Origin of the sequence: Amycolatopsis sp. BJA-103 (assembly GCF_002849735.1) — a bacterium.
GTDB lineage: Bacteria > Actinomycetota > Actinomycetes > Mycobacteriales > Pseudonocardiaceae > Amycolatopsis.
This window is the reverse complement of the sequence record NZ_CP017780.1, coordinates 179689-205853: the sequence shown is the minus strand read 5'-3', so window position 1 is coordinate 205853 and position 26165 is coordinate 179689. Positions and strand designations below refer to the sequence as shown.

The window sequence follows — 26165 nt, the reverse complement described above, 5'->3', positions numbered from 1 at the left end:
ACCTGAGAGAAGACGGTAAAGACCAGCGGGCCAACAGACGGTACACGCCGGATTAACTTACACTTTGCTTTCACATGTCACAGAAATCCCGCGACCGTCCGGCCGCGCTGAATCGATCGTGGGAAGATTGCCGTATGACCACGGAGCCGGCGCCGAGATGGCGGAGACTGGAACCGGACGAGCGCAAGGAGCAGATCTTCGTCTGCGCCGCCAGGCTTTTCGGGGACCGTCCCTACTCCGAAGTGTCCACATCGGACATCGCGGCGGAGGCCGGGGTGGCCAGGGGTCTGATCAACCATTACTTCGGTACCAAACGTGAGCTCTACCTGGAGATCATCCGGCGGGCGCTGACCGTGCCGCGCCTCGCCGTCGAGATCCTGCCGGAGGGCCCGCTCGAACTGCGCGCCGACGTCGCCATCGACTGGTTCCTGGACATGGTCACCAGCCAGGAGAAGATGTGGCTGGCCGCGATCGCGCCGGAGGGCATCGGCCGGGACCTCGAAGTCGAACGGATCCTCGAAGAAGCCGATCGCGAATCGGCCGACCGGGTGCTCGAAGCCGTCGGCCTCTCCCGCGAAAGCGAGCACGGGCAAGAACTGAACGCGCTGGTCCGCGCGTTCGGCGGAATGGTCAAGGCGGCGGGCCGCGAATGGCTCGTCCGCGGTTCGCTCGACCGCTCGCAGGTGCACACGCTGCTCAGCAAGTCGCTGGTCACGCTGGTCGGTGAGGTGTTCCCCGAGATCCAGCGCGCCGCCCCGCGCCAGTGACATGAGAAGCCCCCGGCACCTCGAGGGGGAGGTGGGTGCCAGGGGCTTCGGGACCGGTGACGAAGCACCGGTATCCCTCCACACTACGCCGATTCACTGTCACGGCTCTGTCAAACTTTCGAATGCGTTCAACTGGGTGAGCCGGTGCTCCAGCCCGTCGATGCAGCGCTCGACCGCGTAAGCGTAGAGACGCTCGTAGTAGCCGGCCGCGAGATCGGGATCGGCGACCAGCGCCGCGATCGATTCACCCAGCGCCGCCATCCCCGGCAGGTCTTCGCGGGTGCGATACGCCGCGTAGCCCTCGGACCGGTCCATCTGCAGCGCCATCGCGCTCTCGCGGTCGTCCTCCATCGCGACGAACTGACAGGCGGTGGCGAGCAGCAGGTTGTAGGCGAACGGCGCCTCGGTGCCGAATCCGGCCGCGAGCAGGCGGCCGATGCCGGTGTTCATGGTCGGCACGGCGGCGGCGACCGACGGGCCGAACAGGGCCAGCCGTCGCGCCGAACCCGGATAGCGGCGCAGCACGGTCCGCACGGTGGGCAGGAACTCGTCGAACCAGGCGCGCCACGGCAGGGTCTCGTCGGGCAGGGTCAGTTCGCCGACCACCCGGTCCAGCACCGCGACGACGACGGTGTCCCGGTCGCCCACATGGTGGTAGACCACCGCGGGGTAGGCGTCGACGGCGGCCGCGAGCTGCCGCAACGTCCAGTTTTCCAGCCCGGTCTCGGCCGACAGCTCCAACGCGGCGTCGATGATCCGGTCCTTGGTGACCGCCGGCCGTCCGGAAGCCGCACGGGATCGGGGTCGCGAACCCGCGTCTTCGGAGAAAGTCGGCATGCGGGCTACCGTAACCGCATTCGACTGGTCGTACGGCGGGGGCTTCCGGCAGGATCGTGCCATGCCCCGCGCGCGTGTGAACGGCCTCGAACTCGAGTACGACACCTTCGGCTCCCCCGCCGATCCGCCGCTCGTCCTGGTGATGGGGCTCGGCGCGCAGATGGTCACCTGGGAGACCGGCTTCTGCGAACTGCTCGCCGAGGGCGGCTTCCACGTCGTCCGGTTCGACAACCGCGACATCGGCCTCTCGTCCTATCTGGACGACCTTCCCGTGCCGGACCTCGCCGCGCTGGCCTCGGGCGACCTGACGACGGCGCCGTACCTGCTCTCGGATCTCGCCTCCGACGTGACCGGGCTGTTCGACGCGCTCGGCTTCGAGCGCGCGCACGTCGTCGGCGCGTCGATGGGCGGGATGATCGTGCAGCAGCTCGCGATCGACTCGCCGGAACGGCTGCTCAGCCTGACGTCGATCATGTCGACCACCGGCGACCCCTCGGTCGGGCATCCGGAGCCGGAGGCGCTGGCCGGGCTGACCCGGCCGCCCGCCGCCACCCGTGAGCAGGCCATCGAAGACGGCGTCACGTGGTTCAAGCTCGTGGGCTCGCCCGGGCACCCTTCCGACGACGAGTTCCTGCGGATGAAGGCCACCCGCAACTACGACCGGGCGAATCACCCGGCCGGTGCGTTGCGGCAGGCCGCCGCCGTCGTCGCTTCGGGCGACCGGACGGCGAAGCTGCGCGAAGTCCGCGTCCCGACACTCGTCATCCACGGCGAGAGCGACCCACTGATCAACGTCAGCGGCGGGAAGGCGACCGCGGAAGCGATCCCGGACGCCGAGCTGGTGGTGTTCCCCGGGATGGGACACGAACTGCCGCGGCAGCTGTGGCCCGCGATCGCCGAAACGATCACCTCGCACGCGCGCAAGGCCTGAGGGGATCAGGATTTCGTCAAGAATCCCGGCGAACGCGTAGGGAAAACGTTCACGCTGACCGCACGCCCGGTCACGCGGAGTTGACTGGGCGGATGAGGAATCCCGAGTGCTTCGGTTTCCCGTTCGGTTGTGTCGCCGTCGTCGCCGCGGCGTCGGTGGCCGGCCTCTTCGGCTCGGCGGACCGTCACGGCTTGTCCTTGGCGGCACTGGGTTTCGTCGTGCTGGTCGCCGGAGCGGTGACGAGCACGACCGCCGCGGCCGGGACGGCGGTGATCGCCTGGAGCGTCCATTCGGGATTCACCGTCGGATCGCTCGGCGCACTCCAGTTCACCCTCGAAACCGGCGTCGCCGCCGCGGTCTTCCTCGGGGCGACGCTCACCGGAGCGGCGTATCGCGGCCGGTGGGTTCAGCGGGCGACGACCATCGCGACCACGGTCGTGAAGGATCCCCCGACGTTCAAGGTCAGCACGTTCCGCACGCCCTCGATCTGAAGCGGCCCGGCGGTTCCCGCGACCTGGCGCGCGGCGTCGTGCACCATCCGCACCCCGGTCGCGCCGACCGGGTGACCGAGGCCGAGCAGCCCGCCGCCGGGATTCACCGGGAGAACGCCGTCCCGCGCGATCCCGCCGGATTCGACGAGCCGTCCCGCCGCTCCCGGCGGGGCCGCGCCCAGATGTTCCAGCGCCACCAGCGCGGTGATGGTGAAACAGTCGTGCAGTTCGACGACGTCCATCTCCTCGGCGCCGGAGACCTTCGCGCGCCGGTACGCGTCGAGCACCGCGCCCCGCAGATGCGGGAACAGGTACTCCTGTCCTTCGGCGCGATCCAGCTTGCCCCGCAACGACAAATGCGCCGTCCGGTGACCGAATCCGGCCAGTCGCGGGACTTCGGCGAGATCGCGGCCCACGCGTTTCGCCCACTCGGCGGCGAATTCCGGTGAGGCGAGGACGATCGCGGCGGCTCCGTCGGAGATGCGGCCGCAGTCGTTCTTGCGCAGCGCGCCCGCCACCACCGGGTTCAGCCGGTCGTCCTGACCGAACGAACCGTCGGGGAAACTCCAGTCGCGCGCCTGCGCCATCGGGTTGAGCGCGGCGTTCGCGAAAGCGTTGCGGGCGAACAGGCCGAGGTGCCCGGGATCGAGCCCGTACCGCCAGTCGTAGGCATCGGCGACGTCGGCGAACAAGACGGGCCAAGGGAAATCGGCCGAGCGCGCCTCGGCGCCGACCCAGGCCGCGGAGCCGAGGTGGCCCGCCGCGGACCGCGCGTCGGTGTTGCGCATGAGCTCCAGCCCGGTCACCAGCGCGACGTCGTACCGTCCGGACTCGATGTCGGCGCTCGCGGCGAGCACCGCCGTCCCGCCCGAAGCGCAAGCGGCCTCGTGCCGGGTGCTCGGGATGCCGTCCAGATCCGGGACGGCCGCCACCAGCAGCCCGCCGAGCTGGGCCTGACCGGTGAACAACTCGGCCGCCAGGTTGCCGACGTGGGCGACACCGATGTCGTTCGGCTCGACCTGCGCGTCCACCAGCGCGTCCGGCACCACTTCGGCGAACATCTCGAACAGCCCGCCGCCCTCTTTCGCGAAGTTCCGCGCGAAATCGGTCTGTGCCCCGCCCAGTACGAAGACCGTCATCGGCCGTTCCACTCTCCAGGTCCAGGGCCGGTGCCGTGCCCGAGTCGCCCCACCCCCTGGAAGGGGCGACTCGGACGGCGGCTAATCCGGCCCTCGCGCACCTGCCCACACCTCTGGCGGTGGGCCGGCGCGAAAGGGGATCACTCACTTACGGGAAGGTTCCAGCTGGTCCGCCCGGACCCAGGTCGCGTGAAAACCGAGCGGGACACGCTGGGGCAACAGGACCCTGGCCACGGGTCCGGCAGTGAGATCGGCGGCGTCGAAGATGTCCAGCTCCGAGCGCCCCTCACGCTCGTCCTGGACAAAAGTCACCAGATAGCCGTCATCGGAATCGGCGGCCGCACCGTCGCGAGGTGCGAACGGCGCCTCACTACCCCACCGGCCCGGACCGAAACGATATTCGGTCTTGGTGCCGGCACGATTGTCGTAACACACCAGGCCGTCGAACTTGAGCGTCGAATCCGGCGAGATGTGCACCGCGTAGGAGAAGCGATTCCGGCCGCCGACCACCCTCGAGTCGACGGACGGAAATTCGGTGTTGTCGTCGTCGAGCTGGGCCTCCAGGCACTGTCCGGTCCGCAGGTTGAACCGGTAGCGGTGCAGCGAGGCGTCCAGCCGCAGGTACGACAGCATTTTGGCGAGCGGGGTGTGCGCGTCCGCGCGTGGCTGCGGGCGCTGGACACGGCAGACGTCGAGGACGATTTCCTCGCCCTGCTCCCAGGAGTTGACGACGTGGTAGATGTAGCACGGGCTGGCCTCGAACCAGCGGATCTGGCTACCGTTACCGTAGCGAGGCAGTACCCCGAACCGGCTCGGCAGTGACCGGTCGAACAGCAGTTTGTGGCGCCCGTTGCGCGCCGCCTCCATGTCCTGGATCAGCGGCAGGTCCATCAAAACGGCGTAGTTCTCGGTGATCGCCATGTCGTGCGGGAGGCGCGGGCCGGGGAGTTCGATCTCGGTCGTGTTCACGACCTTGCCGTCCGCGCTGATCACGCCGTAGCGCAGGTACGGGGGCCGGGGCCCGTAGTCGAACCAGAACATCTCGCCGGTGCGCTCGTCGACCTTCGGATGGGCCATCATGTCGCCGACCAGCGTGCCGAGGAAGTCTTCGGCGCCCAGCGTCTCCAGCGAGAGCGGGTCCACCGCGTACGGCGTGCCGCACATGTACCAGGTGGAGAGCACCTGGCCGCGGTGGAAGATCAGGTCGGTGTTGGCGCTGTCCTTGACGTTCAGGCCGTGCGTGTTGCCGAACGGGTTGTCCTTGGGCGACTCCATGACGCCCTTCCAGAGCGCCTTGCCCGCTTCGGATTCGGCCTCGAACGCCTTGGTGCGGACCCAGCGGTTGCGGTAGCGGGCCTTGCCGTTCTCCAGGTGGACGGCGTGGATCATGCCGTCGCCGTCGAACCAGTGGTAGCGGCCCTCCGGCTCGAACCGGGGGTTGGGCCCGTTGCGCAGGTACACCCCGTTGAGATCCGCGGGGATCTTGCCGATGACCTCGAGATCGCTCGCGTCGAGCTCTTCGCCGACCGGGGCGTAGACGCCCATCAGATACGGGTTGACCTCGGGTTCCCCGGTGGCGGCTGCCACCAGGATCGGCTGCTCGGAGGTGCTGGTCATCGGTTCTCCCCGGTTGGTTCGCGTTGACCGATTGGCTGAGAGACTATGATTTCTGTAGCCAGCTGTCAATAGACTTCGTTTGCTGTAGTCAGTAGTACGCTGAGCGCGACACACCATCCGAAGGGAACTACGTGACAGAGGCGACGGCGCACCGCGTCAGGCCGGCGGGCGATCCGCTGCGCCGGGCTCTCGAACTGCTCGGCGATCAGTGGACCTTGCTGATCCTGCAGAGCCTCTTCCTGCGCTTCCGCCGTTACGAGGAACTCCGGCTCCGGCTCGGCATCTCGCCCACCGCGTTGTCCGGGCGCCTGCGCGAAATGGTCGACGCGGGCATGCTCGTCCGCACGCCGTACCGGGACGCGCGGCGCACCCGGCACGAGTACCGGCTCACCGAACGCGGCCTCGAACTGTGGCCGCTGCTGATCTCGATCTGGGCCTGGGAAAGGGAATGGGTCGAGGGACGGCGCGCCGTGCTGCCGACGCTGATCCACCTCGACTGCGAACTGGCGACGTCGGCGCCGCTCGGCTGTGCCTCCTGCGAACGCCGGGTCGACGCCCGCGACATCCGCGCGCGCCGCCTCGACGACACCGGAGTCGTCGAAGCGACGGCGGGGAAACGCTTCCGCCGCAAGGACGCCGAGTCCCTGGCCGCCGATCCGCTGATGTTCTTCCCGGACACCATGGAACTCCTCGGCGACCGATGGTCGACCGGGCTCGTGGTGAGCGCGCTGCTCGGGGCCCGGCACTTCTCGGAGTTCGAACGCGAACTCGGCATCGGGCCCAGCGTGCTTTCGGGCAGGCTGTCGAAACTCGTGGAGGTCGGCGTGCTGCGGACCGGGACCGCGAAGACCCGCACCGACGCGCACGACTACCGGCTGACCGCGAAAGGTCTCGCGTTCTTCCCCGCGCTGGCCTTCATCGCCGAGTGGTCGCGGGGCTTCGAGGTGCCGGGACAGGAACCCGACATCACGCTGGAGCACGTCGACTGCGGCAACCGGTTGAAGCCGATCCTGCTGTGCGACCACTGCTGGCGGCCGCTGCTGCGGAACCGGATCCAGTTCGGCGGCCCGGTCCAGCTGCCCGCCCCGCCGAGGTGACGTAAATCGACTCGCCATCCGTGGTGGTTCCTGACAGGCTGGGCACTTGTCACATGTCGTCACCTCGGAGGTAGCAATGACTGAACCCGCGCCGTCCCCAGCGGATGGAGAAGAGGACGACACCAAGCGCAAGTTCCGTGAGGCGCTGGAGCGCAAGCAGGCTCAGGCCCGCTCCGGCTCGGCCCACGAGAACGCGGGCGGCAAGAACCTGCACGCGCACGGGCCCGCCGCGAACAAGCGCACCTTCCGTCGCAAGAGCGGCTGAGTCCCAGCCTCTCCCGCGTGCCATGAAGGGGACTTTCATTGCAAATTTTGCAATGAAAGTCCCCTTCATAGCGTTTGGGAGACCTACACGGTCAGGATCGACCGCAGTCCGCCGACCTCGGTCATCCGGCGCTCGGCCAGCCGGTCGGCCGCCGCCGCCGGGGGCACGCCGTCGGCCTTGGCCAGCGCGAACACCGCCTTGGTGGTGTCGAAGATGGCCGTCGTCTTGCGCTTCGCCCGCGCGAAGTCGAAGCCGTGCCGCTCGTCGTCGACCTGGATCACGCCACCGGCGTTGACCAGGTAGTCCGGCGCGAAGAGGATGCCGCGGTCGTCGAGCAGCTTGTCGACGCCCGGGTGCGCGAGCTGGTTGTTGGCCGCTCCGCACACGATCTTGGTGCGGAGTTCGGCGACGGTCTCGTCGGTGAGCACACCGCCCAGCGCGCACGGCGCGAAGACGTCGAGTTCGGTGCGCATCAGCGTGTCGAGGTCTTCGATGACCTCGACGCCCGGGTACGCCGCGCGGGTGCGCTCGATCGCCGCGGGCGAGACGTCGGTGATGACCACCTGCGCGTCCGCTTCGATCAGGTGCCCGACCAGGATGTGCCCGACCTTCCCGACCCCGGCGACGCCGACCTTGCGGCCCGCGAGGTCCGGGACGCCCCAGACGGCGTCCGCGGAGGCGCGCATGCCCTGGTAGGTGCCGAAGGCGGTGAGCACGGAGGAATCGCCGGCGCCGCCGTTCTCCGGCGAGCGGCCCGTGACGAACTCCGATTCGCGGGCGACGATGTCCATGTCCTGCACGTAGGTGCCCACGTCGCAGGCGGTGATGTAGCGGCCGCTCAGCGACTGGACGAACCGGCCGAAGGCGCGAAGCAGCGCTTCGGACTTGTGCTTGTGGGGGTCGCCGATGATGACGGCCTTGCCGCCACCGAGGTCGAGCCCGGCGAGCGCGTTCTTGTAGGCCATGCCCTTCGACAGCGCGAGGACGTCCGCGAGCGCGGCATCCTCGGATGCGTAGGGGTAGAACCGGGTCCCGCCGAGCGACGGCCCCAGCGCCGTCGAGTAGATCCCGATGATGGCCTTCAGGCCGGTGGCCTGGTCTTGGCAGAAGACGACCTGTTCATGGCCGGTACCTTGGCCGAACACTTCGGTCACTGTGGTGACTCCTTGTCATGGAGTGCACGCGGCTTGTGGCTCACGTGCGAAGTTCCTGGAACAAGGCACAGCCCCCGCACGAAGGTCATCCGGCGGCGACGGTGCCACAGCGCAAACCTAGCGGACGATCTCGCCCAGGATGCGCAGTGCGGAGTCGAGTTGACCGTCGGAAAGGTACGGCGCCGGGCCGAACCGCAGGTACGCGCCGCGGCTGTCGGTCCGGACCCCGCGTTCGGCGAGGGCGGCCTGCAACGCTCCGGCGTCCGCGCACTTCAGGGACAGGAAGCCGCCGATGCGGTCCAGCGGCGTCTCGCGGTCGCGAGTGATGACGTCTTCGGGCAGGCCCAGCTTGTCGAAGCCTTCGGCGAGGAAGCCGACCTGGTGCCGCGAGACCTCCCGCAGGAACTCGGGTGTGAGCCCTTGCTCGGCGAAGAACCGGAACACGCGAGCGCCCCGGTAGTGACTCGTCGGGTCGTAGGTCGCCCCGGCGAACCTGTCCGAACCACTGGCGTAGGCGACCTGGCCGGGTCGGCGCTCGTCCGCGAGCGCGCCGAATTCGGCGTACCAGCCGGTGACGACCGGCCGCAGTTCCTGCGCGTGCGCGGGCATCCGCAGGAAGCAGTTGCCCTCGCCGAGCTGGAGGTACTTGTAGCCGCCGCCGAGGACCCAGGCGTTGGTGAGCCCGAGGTCGTGCAGCGCGAACGGGACGACGCCGAGCGCGTGGTACGCGTCGACGACGAGGTTCACCGACTTCGAGAGGCAGACGTCGGCGAGGTGGGCCAGGCCCGGCACGAGCCGGGAGGTCTCGAACAGCACGGCCGACACGAGGACGGCGGCGGTGTCTTCGGTGACCTCGGCCGCGACACGCTCGGCCAGGGTGGCGACCGGTGCCGAGGGGACGCGGACGACCTCCACACCTTCCTCGGCCAGTCGCGCCAGCTGACGGCGCAGCGTGTGGAACTCCCCGTCGGTGGTGATCAGGCGCGGGCGCCCGCGCAGGTCCATCGCCGACAGGAACCGGATCACCAGATCGTGGGTGCTGGCGCCGAGCGCGATGCCGCCGTGCGGGTCACCGAGCAGCGCCCGGAACCCGGCCCGCAGCTCGTCGGCCTTCGCGAAGGCCCGGTCCCATTTCGTGTCGACCTCTTCGGCCGCGTCGGCGAAGGCCTCGAGAAGACCTTCCCGCGCGACGTCCGGCCATGCCTGGTGCGAATGCCCGGTCAACAGGATCCGGTCCGCCACACCGAATTCCGTGTAATGCGCCGCGAGCGCGTTGGGGTCGCGGCGGAGTTCGTCGAGGTTCGTCAAAGCCTGCTCCGCACCGCCCAGAGGTCCGGGAACATCGGGGAGAAAAGCGTCGAACGCAGGTAGTGCGCGCCCGACGAGCCCCCCGTCCCGGTCTTGTCTCCGATGGTGCGCTCGACCATCTTCACGTGCCGATACCGCCACTCCTGCATCCCTTCGTCCAGATCGACCAGGTGCTCCGCCACGACGGACGGCCCTGTGTCGTCGCGGTACACCCGCAGCAGAACCTCTTGGAGCGCCGGAGAGGGTTCGAGTGGCTTGGTGACATCGCGCCCGGTCGGGACGTCGTACTCCTTCACCGCGAGGTACGTGACGAAGGAATCGAAGAGCGACGGCCGTGCCATCGCGTCCGCGATCTGGGCACGCTGGTCACCGCCCTCGGGGTAATGCGCGAACACCCGCTCGTCCCGGCGGCCGAGAACGGCCTCCAGTACGCGGAATTGAGCCGACTGGAACCCGCTCGAAGCGTCGAGTCGCGCGCGAAAGCTGGTGAACTGGCTCGGAGTCATCGTCTCGAGCACATCGATCTGCGCGACCACCACCTTGAAGATAGTCAGGATTCGCCTCAGCGTGCGGGTGGCGTGAGCGGTGTTACCCGCTTCGAGTTGCTCCTGCAGGTAAAGCGCCTCGTGGAGAACTTGTTTGAACCAAAGTTCATACACTTGGTGGATCACGATGAAGAGCAGTTCATCGTGTTCGTCGGACCTCGGATGCTGCGCGTCCAGCACTTCGTCCAGCGAAAGGTAGGACGTGTAACTCAATGCCGCCTGAGTGTCGTTCATGGTTCGGTCACCTCATCGAAGTGGCGCTGTGCCGCCGGTGCCAGCGCCTCGTAAAGATCGTGGAAGAGCTCGACCGCGGCCGCCCGGCTCGGCGGAGCGGGCACCAGCCCGACCGGGAGTTCCGGATCGAGCGACGGGAAGGCGCGGAAGGTGTGCGTCAGCCAGGTTCGGACCTGGAACGCCTCGGCGTCAGGCAGGTCGCCTGAATATCCGCCGAAATCTCGGACGAACGCGTCGTAACGCGCGGCGAGGCCGTCGAGGTTCCAGGCCCGGCCGGCGAACCGCCGGACGTCGAGCCCCGCCGACGGTGTCCCGAGCATCAGCCCGGCGTGTTCGGAGACGTCCAATTCGGCCAGCAGGGCGAGCACCTCGGCCTCGCGGTCGTGCGGGGCAATCCAGGTGCCGTCCTGTACCGGGCCGAAACCCAGGAAGCGCAGCCGTCGCACCAGCCGTTCCCGGGCCTGACGGCGGCTTTCGGGGATGCTCTGCCACAGGACCGTCCACTCCCCGACCTCGCGTTCGCGCCTGCCGAGGGAGAAGATCCGGCGGTCGCCGTCGTCGAGCAACGCGATCGTGCGGCGGGTCAGCGAGTAGTGGACGAGCCTGCCCGACTTGTGTCTCGCGAGCAGATCGCGGCGGGCGAGCCTGGCCAGCGCGATCCGCGCCGCGCCGTCGGAGTAGCCCAGCCCGGCGAGCACGCCGACCAGGCCGCCGGACCAGACACGGCGGCTCTCGCGCGGCGACACGTAGGTGCCGAGCAGCGTCATCACCAGTTCCTGGGGACCTGGGTCGCCGTGAGGTGTGGCCGATTCGGGCATGCGAGCAACTCTATACACCTCAGGCCGCTGCGGTGTAGCTTGATTCGAGTGACGTACTTCGCGGATTTGAGCTCGCGCCAGGTCGCCGCGCTCGCGTCCGACGCGCGCGTTCCCGTGCTGCTGTTGCCGGTGGGCGCCGTCGAACCGCACGGACCGCACGCGCCGCTGGGCACCGATCCCCTGATCTCACGGGGAATGTGCGAGCGCGCCGCCGCGCGGCTGGCGGGCGACCCCGGCGTTCGTGTGCTGATCCTGCCAGAGGTGCCCTACGGCGTGACCCGGTTCGCGGCCGGGTTCGCGGGCGGCATCTCGATCGGCGAGGAGACGCTGCACGCGCTGCTGACCGAGATCTGCGGCGCGCTCGCCGAGCAAGGACTCCCCCGGATCCTGCTGGTCAACAACCATTTCGAGCCCGCGCACCTCGCCGTACTGCGGCGGGTGACGGAAACCGCGGGCGTCGGCCTCGTGGACCTGGTCCGCCGCCGGTACGCGGCGCGGCTCACCGACGAGTTCCGCTCCGGCGAGTGTCATGCCGGGCAGTACGAGACGTCGCTGGTGCTCGCCGACCGGCCGGACCTCGTGGACGCCGTCGTCCAGCGCGACCTGCCCGCCGTCCACGTCGACCTGGCGCGCGGCGGGGTCACCGACTTCGCCTCGGCCGGGATGACCGAGGCCTATTGCGGAACCCCCGCCCAGGCGACCGCCGAAGAAGGCGAGAAGACCTTCTCGGTGCTCACCGACATCCTGGTCGAAGCGATCCGGGAGCTGGTATGACCTTCAATCTGGCGACCCATTTCGTGGACCGCCTCCCCGGTTCCCGCACGGCGCTGGTGTGCGGTGACGAGGAAGTCACCTACGCGGATTTGGCGGCGCGGGTGAACCGGGCCGGGAACGTGCTGCGGGAGCTCGGTGTCCGAAGTGGACAACGGGTCCTGCTGGCGCTGAACGACAGCATCGAGTTCGTGGCCGTCTGGTACGCGGCGCAGAAGATCGGCGCGGTCACCGCAGAGGTGTATTCCTTCCTGCAGCCCAAGGATTACGCGTACTACCTGGACTACACCGAGGCCGTGGTCGTCGTCGCCGATCCCGCGACCCTTCCTGCGCTGCGCCAGGCCGGGGCGCGGAACCTGCTGGTGATCGGCGACGTCGCTTTGGAGCCCGGCGAGCACTCGTTCGCCACGATGGTCGCTTCGGCCTCCGCGGAACTGGAAGCCGCTCCGACTTCGTTGGACGACGTCGCGATCTGGAAGTTCACCACCGGAAGCACCGGTTCGCCCAAGGCGTGCGTGCACCCGGCGCGCAGCGCGCTGGAGAGTTTCGACCGGTACGCGCTGGGAGTGCTCGGCCTGCGCGAAGACGATCGCGTGCTCGCCGTGCCGAAACTGTTCTTCGGCTACGCGCGGGATCTGACCGCGTTGTTCCCGTTCGGCGTCGGCGCTTCCGGGATCGTGTTCCCGCAGCGCAGCACCGCCGAGCTGCTGTTCTCGCTGATCGAGCGCCACCGGCCGACGATCCTGGTCAACGTGCCGACCATGATGAGCGCGATGATCGCCCATCCTTCGGCGGCAGGAGTGGACATGAGCTCGCTGCGGCTCGCGACGTCGGCGGGCGAGGCGCTGCCTTCCGAGCTGCATCGCAAGTGGGACAACCTGTTCGGTGTCCCGGTGATCGACGGGATCGGCTCCTCGGAGGCGTACCACATCTATCTGTCCAATGTGCCCGGCGCGCAGCGGGTCGGCAGCCTCGGCCGCGAGGTCCCCGGCTACACCGCCCGCATCCTCGACGAGAGTGACGATCCCTTGCCGGACGGCGAGATCGGCACCCTGGAGGTCACCGGTCCGACCATCGCCCGCGAGTATCACGGCGACACGGAGAAGACCGCGCGGACGTTCCACGGCGACACCGTGCGCACCGGCGACCTCTTCAGCCGCGATGCCGACGGGTACTTCCACCACCACGGCCGGGCCGACGACCTGCTGAAGGTGTCCGGCGTGTTCGTCGCGCCGAGCGAGATCGAAGACTGCCTGATCGGTCATCCCGCCGTCGTCGACTGCGCGGTACTGGGCGTGAGCGTCGACGGCCTGGTGGTCCCGCGGGCGTGCGTCGTCCTGGCGGAAGGCCTTTCCGTCACCCCGGAAGAACTGAAGGACCACGCGCGGACCCATCTGGCGAAGCACAAGTATCCGCGCGAGGTGGTGTTCGTGACCGAACTCCCCCGCACCGCCAACGGAAAACTCGATCGGCGCGCGTTGCGCCGGGTGGAGGCAGAGTGAGCAGGATCGTCGTCGTCACCGGCGGGACGCGCGGGATCGGCGCGGCCATCGCCGCCCGATTCCAGGCCGCCGGCGACCAGGTGCACGCCCCCGGCCGGGCCGACTGCGACGTCACCGACGAGGACGCCGTCGCCCGGTACTTCGACGGCCTCGGGCCGGTGGACGTCCTGGTGAACAACGCCGGGATCTCGGCGAGCGCGCCGCTGGTGAAGACGTCGCTGGACCAGTGGCGGACCCAGATCGAGGTCAACGCGACCGGCGCTTTCCTGTGCACACGGGCGGTTCTGCCCGGCATGCGCTCGCGCGGCACCGGCCGGATCGTCACCGTCGCCTCGACGGCGTCGCACATCGGCTACCGCTACACGGCGGGCTATACGGCCTCGAAGCACGCCGCCGTCGGCCTGATGCGCGCCACCGCCGCCGAGGTCGCGGGCACCGGCGTCACCGCGAACGCCGTCTGCCCCGCCTTCGTGCGCACGGACATGACGGCCGCCTCGATGGCCCGGATCCAGGAACGGACCGGCCGCGACGAAGCCGGCGCGGAAGCCGCCCTCGCCGCCGCGTCCCCGCTCGGCCGCCTGCTCGAACCAGACGAGGTCGCCCACGCGGTGACCTTCTTCGCGGCCGCCGAAGCCGCCGCGATCAACGGACAGACACTCGTCCTCGATGGAGGTGGGATCCAATCATGAGCCCGTTCCGCGCCACGCCGCCGATCACGGCGAACTGGGAACATTTCGAGTTCACTGTGGACGATGGCGTCGCCACGGTCACCTTGGACCGCCCCGAAAAACTGAACGCGCTCACCTTCGACATCTACGCGGACCTCCGCGACCTGCTGGCCGAACTGCCGCACCGCGGCGACGTCCGGGTGCTGGTCATCACCGGCCGCGGCCGCGGGTTCTGCTCCGGCGGCGACGTCGAAGAGATCATCGGCGAACTGCAGAAAATGGAGTCCGCGGAACTGCTGGAGTTCACCCGCATGACCGGCGCGGTGGTGAAAGCGCTGCGTGAGTGCCCCATCCCGGTGATCGCCGCGGTGAACGGCGTCGCGGCGGGCGCGGGTTCGGTGATCGCACTGGCCAGTGACTTCCGGCTGCTGGCCTCGTCGGCGAAGTTCGCTTTCCTGTTCACGAAGGTCGGGCTGGCCGGGGCGGACATGGGCTCGGCGTACCTGCTGCCGCGGCTGGTCGGCTTGGGGCGGGCGACGGAGTTGCTGATGCTGGGCGACAAGATCGACGCCGCGCGGGCCGAGGCCATCGGGCTGGCTTCGCAGGTCGTCCCCGACTCCGACTTGCCTTCCGCGGCTTCTTCGTTGGCACGGCGTCTGGCCGATGGCCCGGCTCTGGCGTACAGCACCACGAAGGTGCTGCTGACGCGCGAGCAGGACATGGACCTGGGGAGCTCCATCGAGCTCGAGGCGATCACGCAGGCTTTGCTGATGACCGCCAAGGACCACGGGGAGTTCTATGCCGCCTGGGTGGCCGGGCGCTCACCTCAATGGACCGGGCGCTAGGCGAGGGTCGCGTTTAGTCCTCTAAATGCGCGCCTTCCGTGAAGGCCTCCTTACCTACCCTGAAGGTAGTGAAGGAGGCCTTCGCTACGTCCGGTCAGCGCAGTCGGCGATCAGGCGTTGCGAAAGCCACTTTCGCAACGTTGAAGGTTGCGAAAGTGGCTTTCGCAACGCCGGGCCCAGGCCGCGACCGGGCCCGGCCCGCACCGCATTAGTCCTCTAAATGCGGGTCACTCGCGAACGGAACCCCCAGCCGAAAGCAACCGTTCGGCCAGAACCCGGCACCGTTCCTCCAGTTCCACCGGCTCGATCACCTCGAAGGAATGCCCCAGCACCACCACGTGCATCAGCAGGAAATCGAGATCCCCCGCCCCGCTCAAAACCTCGCACCGCGCGTCCCCCCGTTCCCGCACCACCGCGGCCGACGCCGGGATCTGCGCCCGCACGACCGAAGCGGGCGCGTGCACCAAAAACCGCGCCTGATGCTGATAGACCCGGCTCGCCACGTTCTCCTGGACATAAGCCGCCGCATCAGGCGCCGGACGCGGACGGAAACGCCACGAACGCGCGGCAACCTCGGCCATCTTGTCGACGCGGAAAGTGCGCCAGTCGTCACGGTCGAGGTCGAAAGCCAAGAGATACCAACGCCGTCCCGAGGCCACCAACCGGTACGGCTCGACCCGCCGCACCGTGGAACCCGAGGAGGACGGATAGCCGAAGCCCGCCTCGACCTCGTCGCGGCACGCGCGCGCCAGTGTCATGAGCACGTCGGGGTCGATCGGCGCGCGGCTTCCGTCGAACGAGACCACCGAGCCGGAGAGCGCGCGGACCTCGTGCCGGAGTCTGGTCGGCAGCACCCGGTCCAGTTTGGTGAGGGCCCGGAGCGCGGCGTCACCGCTGCCCGCGCCGGCGAGCAGGGAGACCGCGGTGGCGATCGCCTCCTCGTCGTCCAGCAACAGTGGCGGCATGTCGTGGCCGGGGCCGAGCTGGTAGCCACCGCCGACGCCGTTGCTGGCCTGCACCGGATAGCCGAGGGCGCGCAGCCGCTCGATGTCCCGCCGGATCGTGCGCGGGGTGACGCCGAGCCGTTCGCCCAGTTCGGGACCGGTCCACACCGCGCGTTGCTGCAGCAGTCCGAGCAGGGTGAGCACCCGCTCGGTCGTGCCCCGCTCGTCCTCCATGTCACCCACTCTGTCAGAGATAGCGGACCGATCCTGTCCGCTAGGCATGTCAGAGTGGTCCCATGAACCGCAAGAGCCGCGAATTCCAGGTCAGCTTCGACGCCCTCGACCCGAAAGCCCTGTCGACCTTCTGGCGCGACGCCCTGGGCTACGTCCACCCCGGCCCGCCGGGGGTCGAAGTGCCCGAGGGCACCGATCCGCTGGACGCGTGGGACGAGTTCCTCGAGCGGGTCGGCGTGCCCGTGGAGCAGCGCAACAGCAGGTCGGCCCTCCAGGACCCGGACGGCGTGGGACCGAGGATCTTCTTCCAGCAGGTCCCGGAGGACAAGATCGCCAAGAACCGCATCCACCTCGATCTCCGCGCCGCTCCCGGTCTCGAGGGGGACGAGCGCATGGCGGCACTCGAGGCCGAGTGCGACAGGCTGGTCGCGCTGGGGGCGAAGCGGATTCAGCGCTTCGAGCCCGAGCAGCCGCTGAGCCTCGGTTTCATCGTGATGAACGACCCGGAGGGCAACGAATTCTGCCTAGACTGACGTGACGGCGATCGCGTTGTCCTCCAGGGAGCCGAAGTACAGCTTCCCCGCTCGTTCCCGGACCCCGACGAGGACATGGAACCCGTCGATCTCCCCGCGCAGTTCGTGGACCTGCTTCCCGTCCGGAGTCACCCCGCGCACCCCGCATTCCCGCGCGGGCGCGGGCTGGAGCGACGTCGGCAGCGCGCGGACACCGGCCCGCAGCGGCGCGGGGAGCTTCTGTATCAAGGAAAGCGCGGGCACCTTCGGGCTCGCCACGGTGATCCAGATCAGCCCGTCGCTGCCGGTCGAGATGTTGTCGGGGTAGCCCCACAGGTCGTCGACGAGATAGTCCCGCGTGCCCGCCCGGTCGCCCGTGAGCCACACGCGAGCGACCCGGTAGGCGCCGGTTTCGGCCACGGCCACATAGGACTCGTCGGGCGGCAGCGCGACCCCGTTGGCGAACTGGAAACCGTCGGCGAGCTGCTCGATCTTCCCGTCCGGGGTGCGGCGCAACAACCGTCCGCCGCCGGTCTGCTCGATCAGGTCGTCGCGCCACTTCTCGATGCCGAACCGCCGCGACGAGTCGGTGAAGTACACCGTGCCGTCGGCGGCCACGGCGGCGTTGTTGCAGAACACGAAGTCGAGGCCCACCGCCGAAGTCGCCAGGGTGGTGATGTCGCCACCGGCGAGCGGCATCGTCAGCAGCCCGGCTTTGGCGTCGCAGATCAGGAGATCGTCGCCGTAGAACTCCAGCCCCAGCGGGCGGCCGCCGGTGTCGCCGAGGACGTCGATCCGCTTGCCGTCCGGCGAGACGCGCAGGATCCGCCCGTCGTCGACGCCGGTGTAGACGCGCCCCTGGTCGTCGACCACGACGTCTTCGGGACCGTGCCCGTTGACCGGGATGACCGTGACCTCGCCGAACGCCATCGCGTGTCTCCTAGCGGTAGGTGAGCAGTTTCGCGGCTTCCGCCTCGAAGTGCGGATGTTCGTTGAACGACAGCAGGGTCACCCCGCCGCGGCCGGACACCAGTTTGGTGATGCCCGCGTTCACGGTGACCCGGTTCAGTTTCAGCAGCCCCGCCTCGGGCGCGCCCATCAGCGCGCCGCAGACCGTCGCGATCACCCCACCGGAGCTGAAGACGACGGCGTGCTCGCCTTTGCCCAATGACGCCACGACGTCCGCCAGCGCGCCCTTCACCCGCTCCAAGAATTGAGGCCAGGTCTCGGCGCACGGTCCGTCGGCTCCGGCCGCGATCCACGCGCTCAGCGCGCCGTCCAAAGCGGCCTGATACGCCCGCGAATCGGTCTGCTGGACACCGGCCGCGTGGTACTTCGCGATGTCGACGTGGTCGTACTCGTTCCAGCGTTCGTCCTCGACGACGGCAACCCCGGAACCGAGCGTCTTCAACGCCGTCGCGGCCGTGTCCCGTTGGCGGGCAAGGGAACCCGACCGCGCCTGGGTGAACTCGACACCCCGCCGCAGCAGTTCCTCACCGACCACAGTGGACTGCTCGAAGCCGCGCGGCGAGAGCTGGTCGTAGTTCTCCGCGCCGAATGACGCCTGCCCGTGCCGGACCAGGTAGATCGCGCCCATTACGCCTGGCCTTTCGCGATGATCCGGCGGCAACGCCCGTCGAGATAGCCGACGAACTGCCAGAGATCCTTCAGCGCCGGGTTGCTCGTCTGCCCCGCGTGGAAGCGGTAGTAGATCTGCTGGATCACCACCGCGAGCCGGAACAGGCCGTACACCTCGTAGAACGTCCAGTCGCCGATCGCGAGGCCGGAGCGTTCCGCGTACCGCCGCACGAATTCCTCGCGCGTGTACATCCCCGGCACGTGCGTCGGCTGGCGGCGGCTGAGCTTCATGACGTCGTCATCGTCGTCCTGCACCCAGTACGCCAGCGTGCTGCCGAGTTCCATCAGCGGATCGCCGAGGGTGGCCATCTCCCAGTCCAGCACGCCCACGATGCCGAGATCGTCGTCGAGGACCAGGTTGTCGAGCCGGTAGTCGTTGTGGATCAAGCAGATCTTGACCTCGGACGGCTGATTCTCCTTCAGCCACGCCATCACCTCGGCGCAGTCGGGGACGTTGTCCGTGCGCGCCTTGAGAAACCGCTCAGACCAGCCGCGCACCTGGCGTTCGACGTAACCGGCGCCCTTGCCGAGATCGGCCAGCCCGGCGGCCTCGACGTCGACGGCGTGCAGCTCCACCAGCCGGTCGACGACCTTGCCGCACAACTCACGCGCGCTCTCGGCCGACAGGTCGATCCCCGCGGGCAGATCTCCCCGCAGGATCAGGCCTTCGAGGCGTTCCATCACGTAGAAGTCGCCGCCGAGCACGGTTTCGTCGTCGCAGAAGGCGAGAACCTCGGGCACGTAAGGGAAGACCGGCCGCAACGCCTGCTGGACGCGGAACTCGCGGCGCATGTCGTGCGCGGACGCGGCCTTGTGCCCGAGCGGCGGGCGCCGCAGGATCAGCTCGCGGTCCGGATAGGTGAGCAGGTACGTGAGATTCGAGGCTCCACCGGGGAACTGGCGAACCACGGGCGGCGCGTCGCCGAGGCCCGGAACGTGTCCGGACAGCCAGGCGTGCACCACCGCGGGGTCGAACGAGTCCTCACCGCGCACCTCGACGGTCTTGTCCTCGGCCAGGGTCATGCGAACTTCTTCAGCACCGACACCGGGACGAACCGGAACACCTTCGAGAGCAGGGTCCACGGCCACGACGGCACGAACGCCTTCGCCTTCTCGGTTTCGATCGCCTTGACCAGCGCTTGCGCGCCGGTCTCCGCCTTCACGGCGAGCGGGATCTTCGAGATGTCCACGTTCATCTCCGACTCGATGAACCCGGGCAGCAGCTGGGTGACCTTGATCGGCGTCCTCATCAGCTCGATCCGGGTGCCCTCGGCGAGCGCCGAGACGCCCGTCTTCGATGCGGCGTACGCGGTCATGTTGCCGGGGAAGGGGCGAAGCGCGGAGAAGGAGGAAACGACCACGAGGTGGCCTTCCTTCTGCTTACGGAAGATGCCGACGGCGGCCTCGATCTGGGCGGCCGCGGCGAGGAAGTTGGTCTGCAGGGTCTGGCGGTTGGCGTCGAACCGGCCGGAGCCGATCGGCTGTCCCTTGGCGAGGCCCGCGTTCACGATCACGCGGTCGAGGGAGCCGAGCTCCTCACGGAACTCCTCGAAGACGGTGAAGACCTGGTCGTGGTCGTTCACGTCCAGCTTCCGGGTGACCACGGTGATGCCGGGATAAGCCTTCTTGAGTTCCGCGGCGAGGGTTTCGAGCCTGTCGACACGGCGGGCGGCCAGTGCCAGATTGCGGCCTCTGGCGGCGTACTGCCTGGCCATTCCCTCGCCGAGTCCGGAGCTCGCCCCGGTGATCAGGATGTTCTTCCGCAGGACCATGGCTGGAGCTTACCCGTTGGTAACAAGTCCGGCGCCCCTCGGACAGGTGGCTGCCCCCGGCGCCTGGAGTTCGCCGGGGGCAGCCTGTCCGCAAGGACGTTTACTTCACCTGGAGCAGCTTGTTCGCGGTGCCCCCGGTCGGGTTGCTGATCTTGCCGTCGGCGGCCGCGGCGACCAGACCTTCGGCGACCTGGGCCGGGGTGGCGTCAGGGTGGGCCGAGAGGTACAGGGCGGCAGCGCCCGCGACGTGCGGAGCGGCCATCGAGGTACCGCTGATGGTGTTCGTGGCGTCGTCACCGGTTCCCCACGACGAGGTGATGTCGACACCCGGCGCGTAGAGGTCCACGACCGAACCGTAGTTCGAGAAGCTGGCCTGCTTGTCGGTCTTGTCGCTGGCGGCCACCGTGATGGCCTCCTTGACGCGGGCCGGGGAGGTGGTGCCGGCGTCGGAGGACTCGTTGCCCGCCGCGAGCGCGAAGGTCACGCCCTTGCCGATGGCTCCCTTGACCGCCTCGTCCAGGGCGTCGTCCGCGCCACCGCCCAGGCTCATGTTGGCGACCGACGGGCCCTTGGCGTTCGCCGCGACCCAGTCGACACCGGCGACGACACCCTCGGTGGTGCCGCTGCCGTTGGCGTCCAGCACCCGGACGCCGACGATCTTGGCGCCCTTGGCCAGGCCGTGGTCCGTGCCGCCGATGGTGCCGGCGACGTGCGTGCCGTGACCGTGCTCGTCGTTGGGGGTGTCGTCGTTGTCGACGAAGTCCTTGCCGCCGGTCGCGCGGTCACCGAAGTCCTTGTGCGAGCCGCGGACACCGGTGTCGATGACGTAGGCGGTGACGTTGTCGGCCTTCGTCGGGTACGTGTACTTGTTGTCGAGCGGCAGGTCCGCCTGGTCGACGCGGTCGAGCCCCCACGACGGCGGGTTGTCCTGGGTCTCGCTGATCTTGAACGTCTTGTTCTGGACGACGTACGCGACCTGCGGGTCGGCGGCGAGGCGCTTCGCGGCGGCCTCGTCGGCCTTGATCGAGAAGCCGTTCAGCGCCGAGCCGTAGGTGCGGGAAAGCGTGGTGCCGTACTGACCGGTGAGGCCCTGTGCCTTGGAGGCGACGTTCGCGGTGATCTCGCTCGCCGCGGCCACGCCCTGGCCGACCGCGGTGGGCTTGAGGACGACGATGTAGCTGCCGCCGACCGCGTTGGCCGCACCGGCGCCGCGGATCTCGCCCTGCTGGTCGGCGTTGGCCGCACCCGCACCGAACGTGGCGACCGCCGCGGTCACACCGGCGAGGGCGACTCCCGCCACCAAACCGCTACGGGTCTTTCGGGACTTCAGGTTCTTCCGGGACTTGCTCACTGGTTCCCTTCCTGCCGCACCGTGCGGATCACCCGGGAGGATGATCGTTGCTGCAGCCATGCAAACCGGTTCGCCAGGTGCCGGGCAATGATTCACAGTTACCAGTACTAGGCCATAAGGACTAACGGCGCTCGTCCGGAAAGGCGTTTTCGCCTGGCAGAAGGCGCCCCTGGAGTGTTACCCCAGACTGTTAAAGTTATTCGTGTTGTTATCAACTCCAACGGTGTCCAGAAACGGCAGGCGGGGGCGGTCGGGCGACATATGGTGGCGGGGAGCACGGCGGATCGAGTGACCACGGACGATGAAGAGGAGCCGCGGACCGCGTTCGCCACGGCATTGCGGTCGGCTATCGCCACCAGCGGCCTGAGTCTCGACCGGATCCAAGCCCGGCTTCTGGCCCGAGGCGCGTCGGTCAGCGTCACCGCGTTGAGTTACTGGCAGTCCGGCAAACGCCAGCCGGAACGGCAGAGCTCGTTGTCCGCGGTCCGGGTCCTCGAAGAGGTCCTGGCGATTCCCGCCGGTTCGCTGCTCAGCCTGCTGCCGCCGCCGCGGCCGCGCGGGGCGTCGTCACGCCGCAGCCGGGCCACCACCGAACAGCCGTTGACCTTCCCACTCGAAGCGCTTCAGGCGCTCTTGGAGAAGGTCGGCGCCCCTAACGCGCTCGAGCAACACCATCAGCTGAAACTGGTCGGCCTGCACGACCTGTGCGAGATCGCCGCGGACGGCGGGCAACGCGCGGTGACCGCGCGGGCGGTGTTCCAGGCGGGCGCGGACGGGCAGGATCGCTGGCTGCTGGTCTACGCCCAGGGCGATCCGGAAGCCGGGCCGCCGGTGCTGAACACGCTGCGCAACTGCCACGTCGGCCGCGCCGAGGTCGACGACGAGCACGGGCTCACGGTGGCCGAACTGCTCTTCGACCGGCCCATCGACCGCGGCGAGACGCACCTGATCGAGTACTCCCTGACGAACCCCGGCCCGCCGTACCCGGAATGCCGGAACACGCATTACCGCGAGTTCCGGCGTCCGGTCCGGGAGTACCTGCTGGAGATCCGGTTCGACCCGGACACCATCCCGACGAAGTGCTGGCAGTATTCGCGGCAAGGGACATCTCCCTTGGACCGCCGGGACCTGAAGCTCGATCAGAACAACGGCGTCCACGCCGTCGCGCTCGACTTCGGTCCCGGGGTCTTCGGCATCGACTGGGAGTACTAGTGCAGCTTGTTGCGCAGTACCTTTCCGGTCGCGTTGCGCGGTAGCTCGTCGAGGAACTCCACGTCGCGCGGCACCTTGTACCGGGCGAGGTTGGCCTTGACGTACTCACGCACCCCGTCGACGTCCAGGTCCGACTTGTCGGCCCGCACCACGAACGCCTTGAGCCGCTGCCCGAACTCGGGATCCTCGACACCGACCACAGCGGCTTCGAGGACGTCCTCGCGTTCGACCAGGAGGTTCTCCACCTCGATCGGGAAGACGTTCTCGCCACCGGAGACGATCATCTCGTCGTCGCGGCCGTCGATGAACAGCAAGCCGTCCTCGTCGAAATGGCCGACGTCGCCGCTGGAGAGGAGACCGTCGATGATCTCCTTGTGCCGCCCGTCCGTGTAGCCCTGGAAGCTCAGCCCGCTGCCGACGAACACCCGGCCGGTGACATGCGGCTCGGTGATCTTGCCGCCCTTCTCGTCGTACAGCGCGACCTTGCAGCCCACCGGCGCGCGGCCAACCGTGCCGGGCGCCTTGCGCCAGTCCTCCGGCGTCGCGACGGTCGCGACCGCGACCTCCGTCGAGCCGTAGAGGTTGTGCACGACGTCGCCGAACGCGGCCGTCGCGCGGTTCCCGAGATCCGGGGACAGCGCGGAACCGGCGACGAAGATGATCCGCAGGCACGAGGTGTCGTACTTGGCGCGGATCTCTTCGGGCAGATCGACGATCCGCTGCAGCATCGTCGGCACGAGGACCAGCGTCGTACAGCGGTTCTCCGCGACCCCGCGCAGCGTCTCCTCCGGCACGAACTTGCGCCGCATGACGACCTTCGAGCCGAGCGCGAAGGACAGGATGAACTGCGACAACCCGGTGCCGTGGAACAGTGGCGCGCCCATGTAGGTCGCCTCGCCGGTCCGCAGCGGGATGCGGTCGAGGAACTGCGCGGAGGCGAGCGCCGAGGTGTGCGGCCGCGGCGCGCCCTTCGGTGTCCCGGTGGTGCCGCTGGTCAGGAGGATGAAACCACCCGGTTTGGCGGGCGCGGGCCACGGGCGGTCGTCGGTGCTGGCGACCAGTTCGGTGACGACCGGGATGTCGCGTGGGCGCACGGTGTCCGAGTCGACCCACGCGAGGTAGTGGTCGACCTCGCCCTCGACCGCGTCCAGCAGGTCGGTGAACTCCTGGTCGTAGACGAGCGCCGTGACACCTTCGCGCTTCGCGACGTCCGCGAGCTGCGGTTTGGCGAACCCGGTGTTCATCAGCAGCAGCTTCGCGCCGAGTTTGCCGGAGGCGAGCATCGTCAGCACGAGACCGCGGTGGTCCCGGCACAACGCGGCGATCACCGAACCCGGTCCGAGGCCACGCTCCGCCCACGCCCTGGCCAGCGCGTTCGACTGGGTGTCGAGCTGCTTGAAGGTCAGCGGGCCGAGTTCGTCGATGATGCCGGTCGCGGTCGGGTCCCGGCGGGCGGCGATCATGTTCGCGCCGGCGAACGGACCCCACTTCCGCACCATGACCAGCGAACGCAGGCCCTCGTCGACCCGCGGGATCGGGAGCAGGCCCGCTTGGCGCATCACGTCGATGCTCCGCACGGTCTCGGTCACCTTGCCCGCCACCAGGGTGGCGAGGCCGGTGGGGTTTCTCATCCGGGCACCTCCGTTGCTGCTGCGGCGAGACGCCATTCCGCCTTCACGTACCGGCGGTATGGGTTGCTACTCGACAGTAGCCGACCGGTAGCGCAGGCGCACTAGCGTGCTGGTGACAGAAATGTCGGTGGTAACTAGCACAATGGCAACGTGCAAGCGTTCGCAGGTCAAGAGGAAGATGGCGACTTCGCGATCTCGATTTCCGGGGAAGCGCCGCGGGGCCTGAAGCTTGCGGAGTTCGTCGACGAGGTGCGGCGCCTGGAGGCGGAGCACGCGCCACGCTGGGTGTTCCCGTCGGTCGAGCGGACGTACCCGGCGTTGATCAAGGCAGGCGTCCGGGTGCGGCGGTGTCACGACCTGACGTTGACCGAGGGGCTCTTGCTGGCCCACGAGGGCCGCCCGCAGGAGTCGCGGAGCCTGCACGGCGCGCTGGCCAGGGCGAACGGGCAGGAGGCGCCCGCCGACGAGCCGCCCCTCTGGGCCGAGGACGACCAGCCGACGCTGTTCGAGACGCGCGGCCCCCGGCTGCCGTCCGGCGTCACCGTGATCGACGCGGCCCGCCGGGTACTGGCCGAGCAGGAGAAGCGCGTCGCGCTCACCGATCATCCGGAGCGGCTCCGGCTGTTGTTCGCCGCCGAGTCGGCGAGCGCGCTGGCGGCCGCGGAGATGTCGGCCGACGGGCTGCCGTGGCGGGCAGACCTGCATCTCGCACTGCTCGCCGATCAGCTCGGGCCGCGCGTCCCGGCCGGGCAGCGGCCGAAGCGGCTGGTCGAGCTGGCGGCGCGGATCAGCGAGGCGTTCGGCGGGCGCCCGGTCAACCCGGACGCCCCGGCCAGCGTCGTCCGGGCGCTCGGACGCGAGGGCATCGAGGTCACGTCGGCCAGGAAGTACCTGCTGCGCGACATCGACCACCCCGCCGTCCCGCCGCTGCTGGAGTACAAGGAACTCGCGCGGCTGCATTCGGCCAACGGCTGGACCTGGCTCGACGAGTGGGTGCACGACGGCCGGTTCCGCCCGCACTACATCGTCGGCGGGGTCGTCTCCGGACGCTGGGCGAGCCGGGGTGGCGGCGCGCTGCAGATCCCGAAGGTCCTGCGGACCTGCGTCCGGGCCGATCCGGGCTGGAAACTGGTGGTCGCCGACGCCGCGCAACTGGAGCCGCGGGTGCTGACGGCGTTGTCCGGGGATCGTAAGCTGGCCGACGTCGCCGCGGCCACGGATCTGTACGCGAGCCTCGCCGAGGCGATGTTCTCCGGGGTCCGCCGCGTCCCGGTGCCCGCCTGGGACGACCGCGACGACCGCGACCGGGCGAAGATCGCGATGCTTTCGGCGATGTACGGCGGCACGTCCGGCGAGGCGGGACCACTGCTGGCGCTGCTGCGGACCAGGTTCCCGGACGCGGTGTCCTATGTGGAGCGTGCCGCGCAGGCCGGGGAACGCGGCGAGCGCGTCCGCTCCCGGCTCGGCCGCACGTCGCCCGCGCCGTCGGAGGCCTGGCGCGCGCTGACCGGCGGCGTGGCGGACGACGAGGCAGGGGAGCTCAAGGCCCGCCAGGCGTCCCGCAACTGGGGCCGGTTCACCCGCAACTTCGTCGTGCAGGCGAGCGCGGCGGACATGACCGCGGTCCTGCTGGCGACCCTGCGGGGCAAGCTTCCCTCCCCCGCGCATCTGGTGTTCTTCCAGCACGACGAGGTCCTGGTGCACACCCCCGCCGAGTTCGCCGACGAGGTCTCGCAGTCCATTGTGGACAGCATGACGGAGGCGGCACGGATGCTGTTCGGGGAGGCCTGCCCGGTCCGGTTCCCCTTGCACATCGCCGCCGTGGACACCTACGCGGACGCGAAGTAAATCGCAAGTAGAGGACTGGAATGGGCGTTCGCGG

The 26165-nt window shown here is 69.0% G+C and carries 26 protein-coding genes; 12 read left to right on the top strand and 14 right to left on the bottom strand.

All coding sequences use genetic code 11. The features are described from left to right. The first annotated feature begins 134 nt into the window (after positions 1 to 134). Positions 135 to 767 carry a TetR/AcrR family transcriptional regulator gene (locus BKN51_RS01065; protein ID WP_101605817.1) on the top strand — a complete coding sequence of 211 codons (633 nt, stop codon included), beginning with the start codon at positions 135 to 137 and terminating at the stop codon, positions 765 to 767. Between the two features lie 99 nt (positions 768 to 866). Here BKN51_RS01065 and BKN51_RS01060 read toward each other — a convergent pair whose 3' ends face one another. Beyond that, positions 867 to 1604 (bottom strand): TetR/AcrR family transcriptional regulator, encoded by a 738-nt coding sequence (locus BKN51_RS01060; RefSeq protein ID WP_101605816.1) that lies wholly within the window; start codon positions 1602 to 1604, stop codon positions 867 to 869. A 61-nt stretch (positions 1605 to 1665) separates the two neighbouring features. Here BKN51_RS01060 and BKN51_RS01055 point away from each other — a divergent pair, with 61 nt between their 5' ends. Beyond that, positions 1666 to 2535 (top strand): alpha/beta fold hydrolase, encoded by an 870-nt coding sequence (locus BKN51_RS01055; RefSeq protein WP_101612988.1) that lies wholly within the window; start codon positions 1666 to 1668, stop codon positions 2533 to 2535. A 92-nt stretch (positions 2536 to 2627) separates the two neighbouring features. Next, complete coding sequence (locus tag BKN51_RS01050; RefSeq protein WP_101605815.1) at positions 2628 to 3026, top strand: hypothetical protein; 399 nt, start codon at positions 2628 to 2630, stop codon at positions 3024 to 3026. Here BKN51_RS01050 and BKN51_RS01045 read toward each other — a convergent pair. Together BKN51_RS01045 and BKN51_RS01040 are read right to left on the bottom strand one after the other, a co-directional pair. Further along, entirely contained in the window at positions 2942 to 4165 is a 1224-nt protein-coding gene (locus BKN51_RS01045) for an acetyl-CoA acetyltransferase (RefSeq protein WP_101605814.1), read from the bottom strand. The two genes, BKN51_RS01050 and BKN51_RS01045, sit on opposite strands and share 85 nt — an antisense overlap. 144 nt (positions 4166 to 4309) lie before the next feature. Beyond that, positions 4310 to 5782, bottom strand: coding sequence for a carotenoid oxygenase family protein (locus BKN51_RS01040; RefSeq protein WP_101605813.1), 1473 nt, complete (start codon positions 5780 to 5782; stop codon positions 4310 to 4312). A 131-nt stretch (positions 5783 to 5913) separates the two neighbouring features. Between BKN51_RS01040 and BKN51_RS01035 the strand changes: the two genes are divergently transcribed. Next, on the top strand, positions 5914 to 6879 hold the full coding sequence (locus BKN51_RS01035; protein ID WP_101605812.1) for a winged helix-turn-helix transcriptional regulator: 966 nt from the start codon (positions 5914 to 5916) through the stop codon (positions 6877 to 6879). Between the two features lie 76 nt (positions 6880 to 6955). After that, entirely contained in the window at positions 6956 to 7144 is a 189-nt protein-coding gene (locus BKN51_RS01030; RefSeq protein WP_076164687.1) for a DUF5302 domain-containing protein, read from the top strand. 83 nt (positions 7145 to 7227) lie between these two features. Here BKN51_RS01030 and BKN51_RS01025 read toward each other — a convergent pair whose 3' ends face one another. The 4 genes from BKN51_RS01025 to BKN51_RS01010 all read right to left on the bottom strand — a co-directional run bounded on the left by BKN51_RS01025 (position 7228) and on the right by BKN51_RS01010 (position 11203). Further along, positions 7228 to 8298, bottom strand: a complete 1071-nt coding sequence (locus tag BKN51_RS01025) for a Glu/Leu/Phe/Val family dehydrogenase (protein WP_101605811.1) — start codon at positions 8296 to 8298, stop codon at positions 7228 to 7230. A 117-nt stretch (positions 8299 to 8415) separates the two neighbouring features. Next, positions 8416 to 9606 (bottom strand): kynureninase, encoded by a 1191-nt coding sequence (locus tag BKN51_RS01020; RefSeq protein ID WP_101605810.1) that lies wholly within the window; start codon positions 9604 to 9606, stop codon positions 8416 to 8418. Further along, the gene (locus BKN51_RS01015; protein WP_101605809.1) at positions 9603 to 10385 is read right to left on the bottom strand and encodes a tryptophan 2,3-dioxygenase; all 783 of its coding nucleotides are present in this window, start codon (positions 10383 to 10385) and stop codon (positions 9603 to 9605) included. Before BKN51_RS01015 ends, BKN51_RS01020 begins: the two co-directional genes overlap by 4 nt. Then, entirely contained in the window at positions 10382 to 11203 is an 822-nt protein-coding gene (locus BKN51_RS01010) for a PaaX family transcriptional regulator (protein ID WP_101605808.1), read from the bottom strand. The genes BKN51_RS01015 and BKN51_RS01010 overlap by 4 nt, the downstream gene beginning before the upstream one ends. A gap of 48 nt (positions 11204 to 11251) precedes the next feature. On the opposite strand from BKN51_RS01010, the gene BKN51_RS01005 reads away from it, so the two are divergent. From BKN51_RS01005 to BKN51_RS00990, 4 genes are read left to right on the top strand one after another with little or no spacing between them, the layout of a single operon-like run. Beyond that, positions 11252 to 11977: a creatininase family protein gene (locus BKN51_RS01005; RefSeq protein ID WP_101605807.1), complete on the top strand. Its 726-nt coding sequence runs from the start codon at positions 11252 to 11254 to the stop codon at positions 11975 to 11977. Continuing rightward, positions 11974 to 13476 carry a benzoate-CoA ligase family protein gene (locus tag BKN51_RS01000; RefSeq protein WP_101605806.1) on the top strand — a complete coding sequence of 501 codons (1503 nt, stop codon included), beginning with the start codon at positions 11974 to 11976 and terminating at the stop codon, positions 13474 to 13476. Before BKN51_RS01005 ends, BKN51_RS01000 begins: the two co-directional genes overlap by 4 nt. Further along, complete coding sequence (locus tag BKN51_RS00995) at positions 13473 to 14165, top strand: SDR family NAD(P)-dependent oxidoreductase (RefSeq protein WP_101605805.1); 693 nt, start codon at positions 13473 to 13475, stop codon at positions 14163 to 14165. Before BKN51_RS01000 ends, BKN51_RS00995 begins: the two co-directional genes overlap by 4 nt. Beyond that, positions 14162 to 14989, top strand: a complete 828-nt coding sequence (locus BKN51_RS00990; protein ID WP_101605804.1) for an enoyl-CoA hydratase family protein — start codon at positions 14162 to 14164, stop codon at positions 14987 to 14989. Before BKN51_RS00995 ends, BKN51_RS00990 begins: the two co-directional genes overlap by 4 nt. 227 nt (positions 14990 to 15216) lie before the next feature. On the opposite strand, the gene BKN51_RS00985 is transcribed toward BKN51_RS00990, so the two are convergent. Continuing rightward, positions 15217 to 16167, bottom strand: a complete 951-nt coding sequence (locus tag BKN51_RS00985; protein ID WP_101605803.1) for a helix-turn-helix transcriptional regulator — start codon at positions 16165 to 16167, stop codon at positions 15217 to 15219. Between the two features lie 62 nt (positions 16168 to 16229). Between BKN51_RS00985 and BKN51_RS00980 the strand changes: the two genes are divergently transcribed. After that, positions 16230 to 16700 (top strand): VOC family protein, encoded by a 471-nt coding sequence (locus tag BKN51_RS00980; protein WP_101605802.1) that lies wholly within the window; start codon positions 16230 to 16232, stop codon positions 16698 to 16700. Here BKN51_RS00980 and BKN51_RS00975 read toward each other — a convergent pair. From BKN51_RS00975 to BKN51_RS00955, 5 genes are all read right to left on the bottom strand, one after another. Next, the gene (locus BKN51_RS00975) at positions 16692 to 17609 is read right to left on the bottom strand and encodes an SMP-30/gluconolactonase/LRE family protein (RefSeq protein WP_101605801.1); all 918 of its coding nucleotides are present in this window, start codon (positions 17607 to 17609) and stop codon (positions 16692 to 16694) included. The two genes, BKN51_RS00980 and BKN51_RS00975, sit on opposite strands and share 9 nt — an antisense overlap. Positions 17610 to 17619: 10 nt before the next feature. Further along, a complete protein-coding gene (locus tag BKN51_RS00970; RefSeq protein ID WP_101605800.1) occupies positions 17620 to 18276 on the bottom strand; it encodes a histidine phosphatase family protein in 657 nt (218 codons plus the stop codon). Next, a complete protein-coding gene (locus BKN51_RS00965; protein ID WP_101605799.1) occupies positions 18276 to 19340 on the bottom strand; it encodes a phosphotransferase family protein in 1065 nt (354 codons plus the stop codon). The genes BKN51_RS00970 and BKN51_RS00965 overlap by 1 nt, the downstream gene beginning before the upstream one ends. Continuing rightward, a complete protein-coding gene (locus BKN51_RS00960; protein WP_101605798.1) occupies positions 19337 to 20089 on the bottom strand; it encodes an SDR family oxidoreductase in 753 nt (250 codons plus the stop codon). Before BKN51_RS00960 ends, BKN51_RS00965 begins: the two co-directional genes overlap by 4 nt. A gap of 100 nt (positions 20090 to 20189) precedes the next feature. Beyond that, a complete protein-coding gene (locus BKN51_RS00955) occupies positions 20190 to 21440 on the bottom strand; it encodes a S8 family peptidase (RefSeq protein ID WP_101605797.1) in 1251 nt (416 codons plus the stop codon). Positions 21441 to 21701: 261 nt separating this feature from the next. Here BKN51_RS00955 and BKN51_RS00950 point away from each other — a divergent pair, with 261 nt between their 5' ends. After that, the gene (locus BKN51_RS00950; protein WP_174720381.1) at positions 21702 to 22652 is read left to right on the top strand and encodes a hypothetical protein; all 951 of its coding nucleotides are present in this window, start codon (positions 21702 to 21704) and stop codon (positions 22650 to 22652) included. Here BKN51_RS00950 and BKN51_RS00945 read toward each other — a convergent pair. Next, positions 22649 to 24283 (bottom strand): acyl-CoA synthetase, encoded by a 1635-nt coding sequence (locus tag BKN51_RS00945; RefSeq protein ID WP_101605795.1) that lies wholly within the window; start codon positions 24281 to 24283, stop codon positions 22649 to 22651. The two genes, BKN51_RS00950 and BKN51_RS00945, sit on opposite strands and share 4 nt — an antisense overlap. Positions 24284 to 24433: 150 nt before the next feature. Between BKN51_RS00945 and BKN51_RS00940 the strand changes: the two genes are divergently transcribed. Next, on the top strand, positions 24434 to 26131 hold the full coding sequence (locus BKN51_RS00940) for a bifunctional 3'-5' exonuclease/DNA polymerase (RefSeq protein WP_101605794.1): 1698 nt from the start codon (positions 24434 to 24436) through the stop codon (positions 26129 to 26131). The last annotated feature ends 34 nt before the right edge of the window (positions 26132 to 26165 follow it).

Coding starts and splice junctions, on each gene's coding strand:
- BKN51_RS01065 (WP_101605817.1), top strand. CDS start 135: ATGACCACGGAGCCGGCGCCGAGATGGCGGAGACTGGAACCGGACGAG.
- BKN51_RS01060 (WP_101605816.1), bottom strand. CDS start 1,604: ATGCCGACTTTCTCCGAAGACGCGGGTTCGCGACCCCGATCCCGTGCG.
- BKN51_RS01055 (WP_101612988.1), top strand. CDS start 1,666: ATGCCCCGCGCGCGTGTGAACGGCCTCGAACTCGAGTACGACACCTTC.
- BKN51_RS01050 (WP_101605815.1), top strand. CDS start 2,628: ATGAGGAATCCCGAGTGCTTCGGTTTCCCGTTCGGTTGTGTCGCCGTC.
- BKN51_RS01045 (WP_101605814.1), bottom strand. CDS start 4,165: ATGACGGTCTTCGTACTGGGCGGGGCACAGACCGATTTCGCGCGGAAC.
- BKN51_RS01040 (WP_101605813.1), bottom strand. CDS start 5,782: ATGACCAGCACCTCCGAGCAGCCGATCCTGGTGGCAGCCGCCACCGGG.
- BKN51_RS01030 (WP_076164687.1), top strand. CDS start 6,956: ATGACTGAACCCGCGCCGTCCCCAGCGGATGGAGAAGAGGACGACACC.
- BKN51_RS01015 (WP_101605809.1), bottom strand. CDS start 10,385: ATGAACGACACTCAGGCGGCATTGAGTTACACGTCCTACCTTTCGCTG.
- BKN51_RS01010 (WP_101605808.1), bottom strand. CDS start 11,203: ATGCCCGAATCGGCCACACCTCACGGCGACCCAGGTCCCCAGGAACTG.
- BKN51_RS01000 (WP_101605806.1), top strand. CDS start 11,974: ATGACCTTCAATCTGGCGACCCATTTCGTGGACCGCCTCCCCGGTTCC.
- BKN51_RS00990 (WP_101605804.1), top strand. CDS start 14,162: ATGAGCCCGTTCCGCGCCACGCCGCCGATCACGGCGAACTGGGAACAT.
- BKN51_RS00985 (WP_101605803.1), bottom strand. CDS start 16,167: ATGGAGGACGAGCGGGGCACGACCGAGCGGGTGCTCACCCTGCTCGGA.
- BKN51_RS00980 (WP_101605802.1), top strand. CDS start 16,230: ATGAACCGCAAGAGCCGCGAATTCCAGGTCAGCTTCGACGCCCTCGAC.
- BKN51_RS00975 (WP_101605801.1), bottom strand. CDS start 17,609: ATGGCGTTCGGCGAGGTCACGGTCATCCCGGTCAACGGGCACGGTCCC.
- BKN51_RS00970 (WP_101605800.1), bottom strand. CDS start 18,276: ATGGGCGCGATCTACCTGGTCCGGCACGGGCAGGCGTCATTCGGCGCG.
- BKN51_RS00965 (WP_101605799.1), bottom strand. CDS start 19,340: ATGACCCTGGCCGAGGACAAGACCGTCGAGGTGCGCGGTGAGGACTCG.
- BKN51_RS00960 (WP_101605798.1), bottom strand. CDS start 20,089: ATGGTCCTGCGGAAGAACATCCTGATCACCGGGGCGAGCTCCGGACTC.
- BKN51_RS00950 (WP_174720381.1), top strand. CDS start 21,702: ATGGTGGCGGGGAGCACGGCGGATCGAGTGACCACGGACGATGAAGAG.
- BKN51_RS00945 (WP_101605795.1), bottom strand. CDS start 24,283: ATGAGAAACCCCACCGGCCTCGCCACCCTGGTGGCGGGCAAGGTGACC.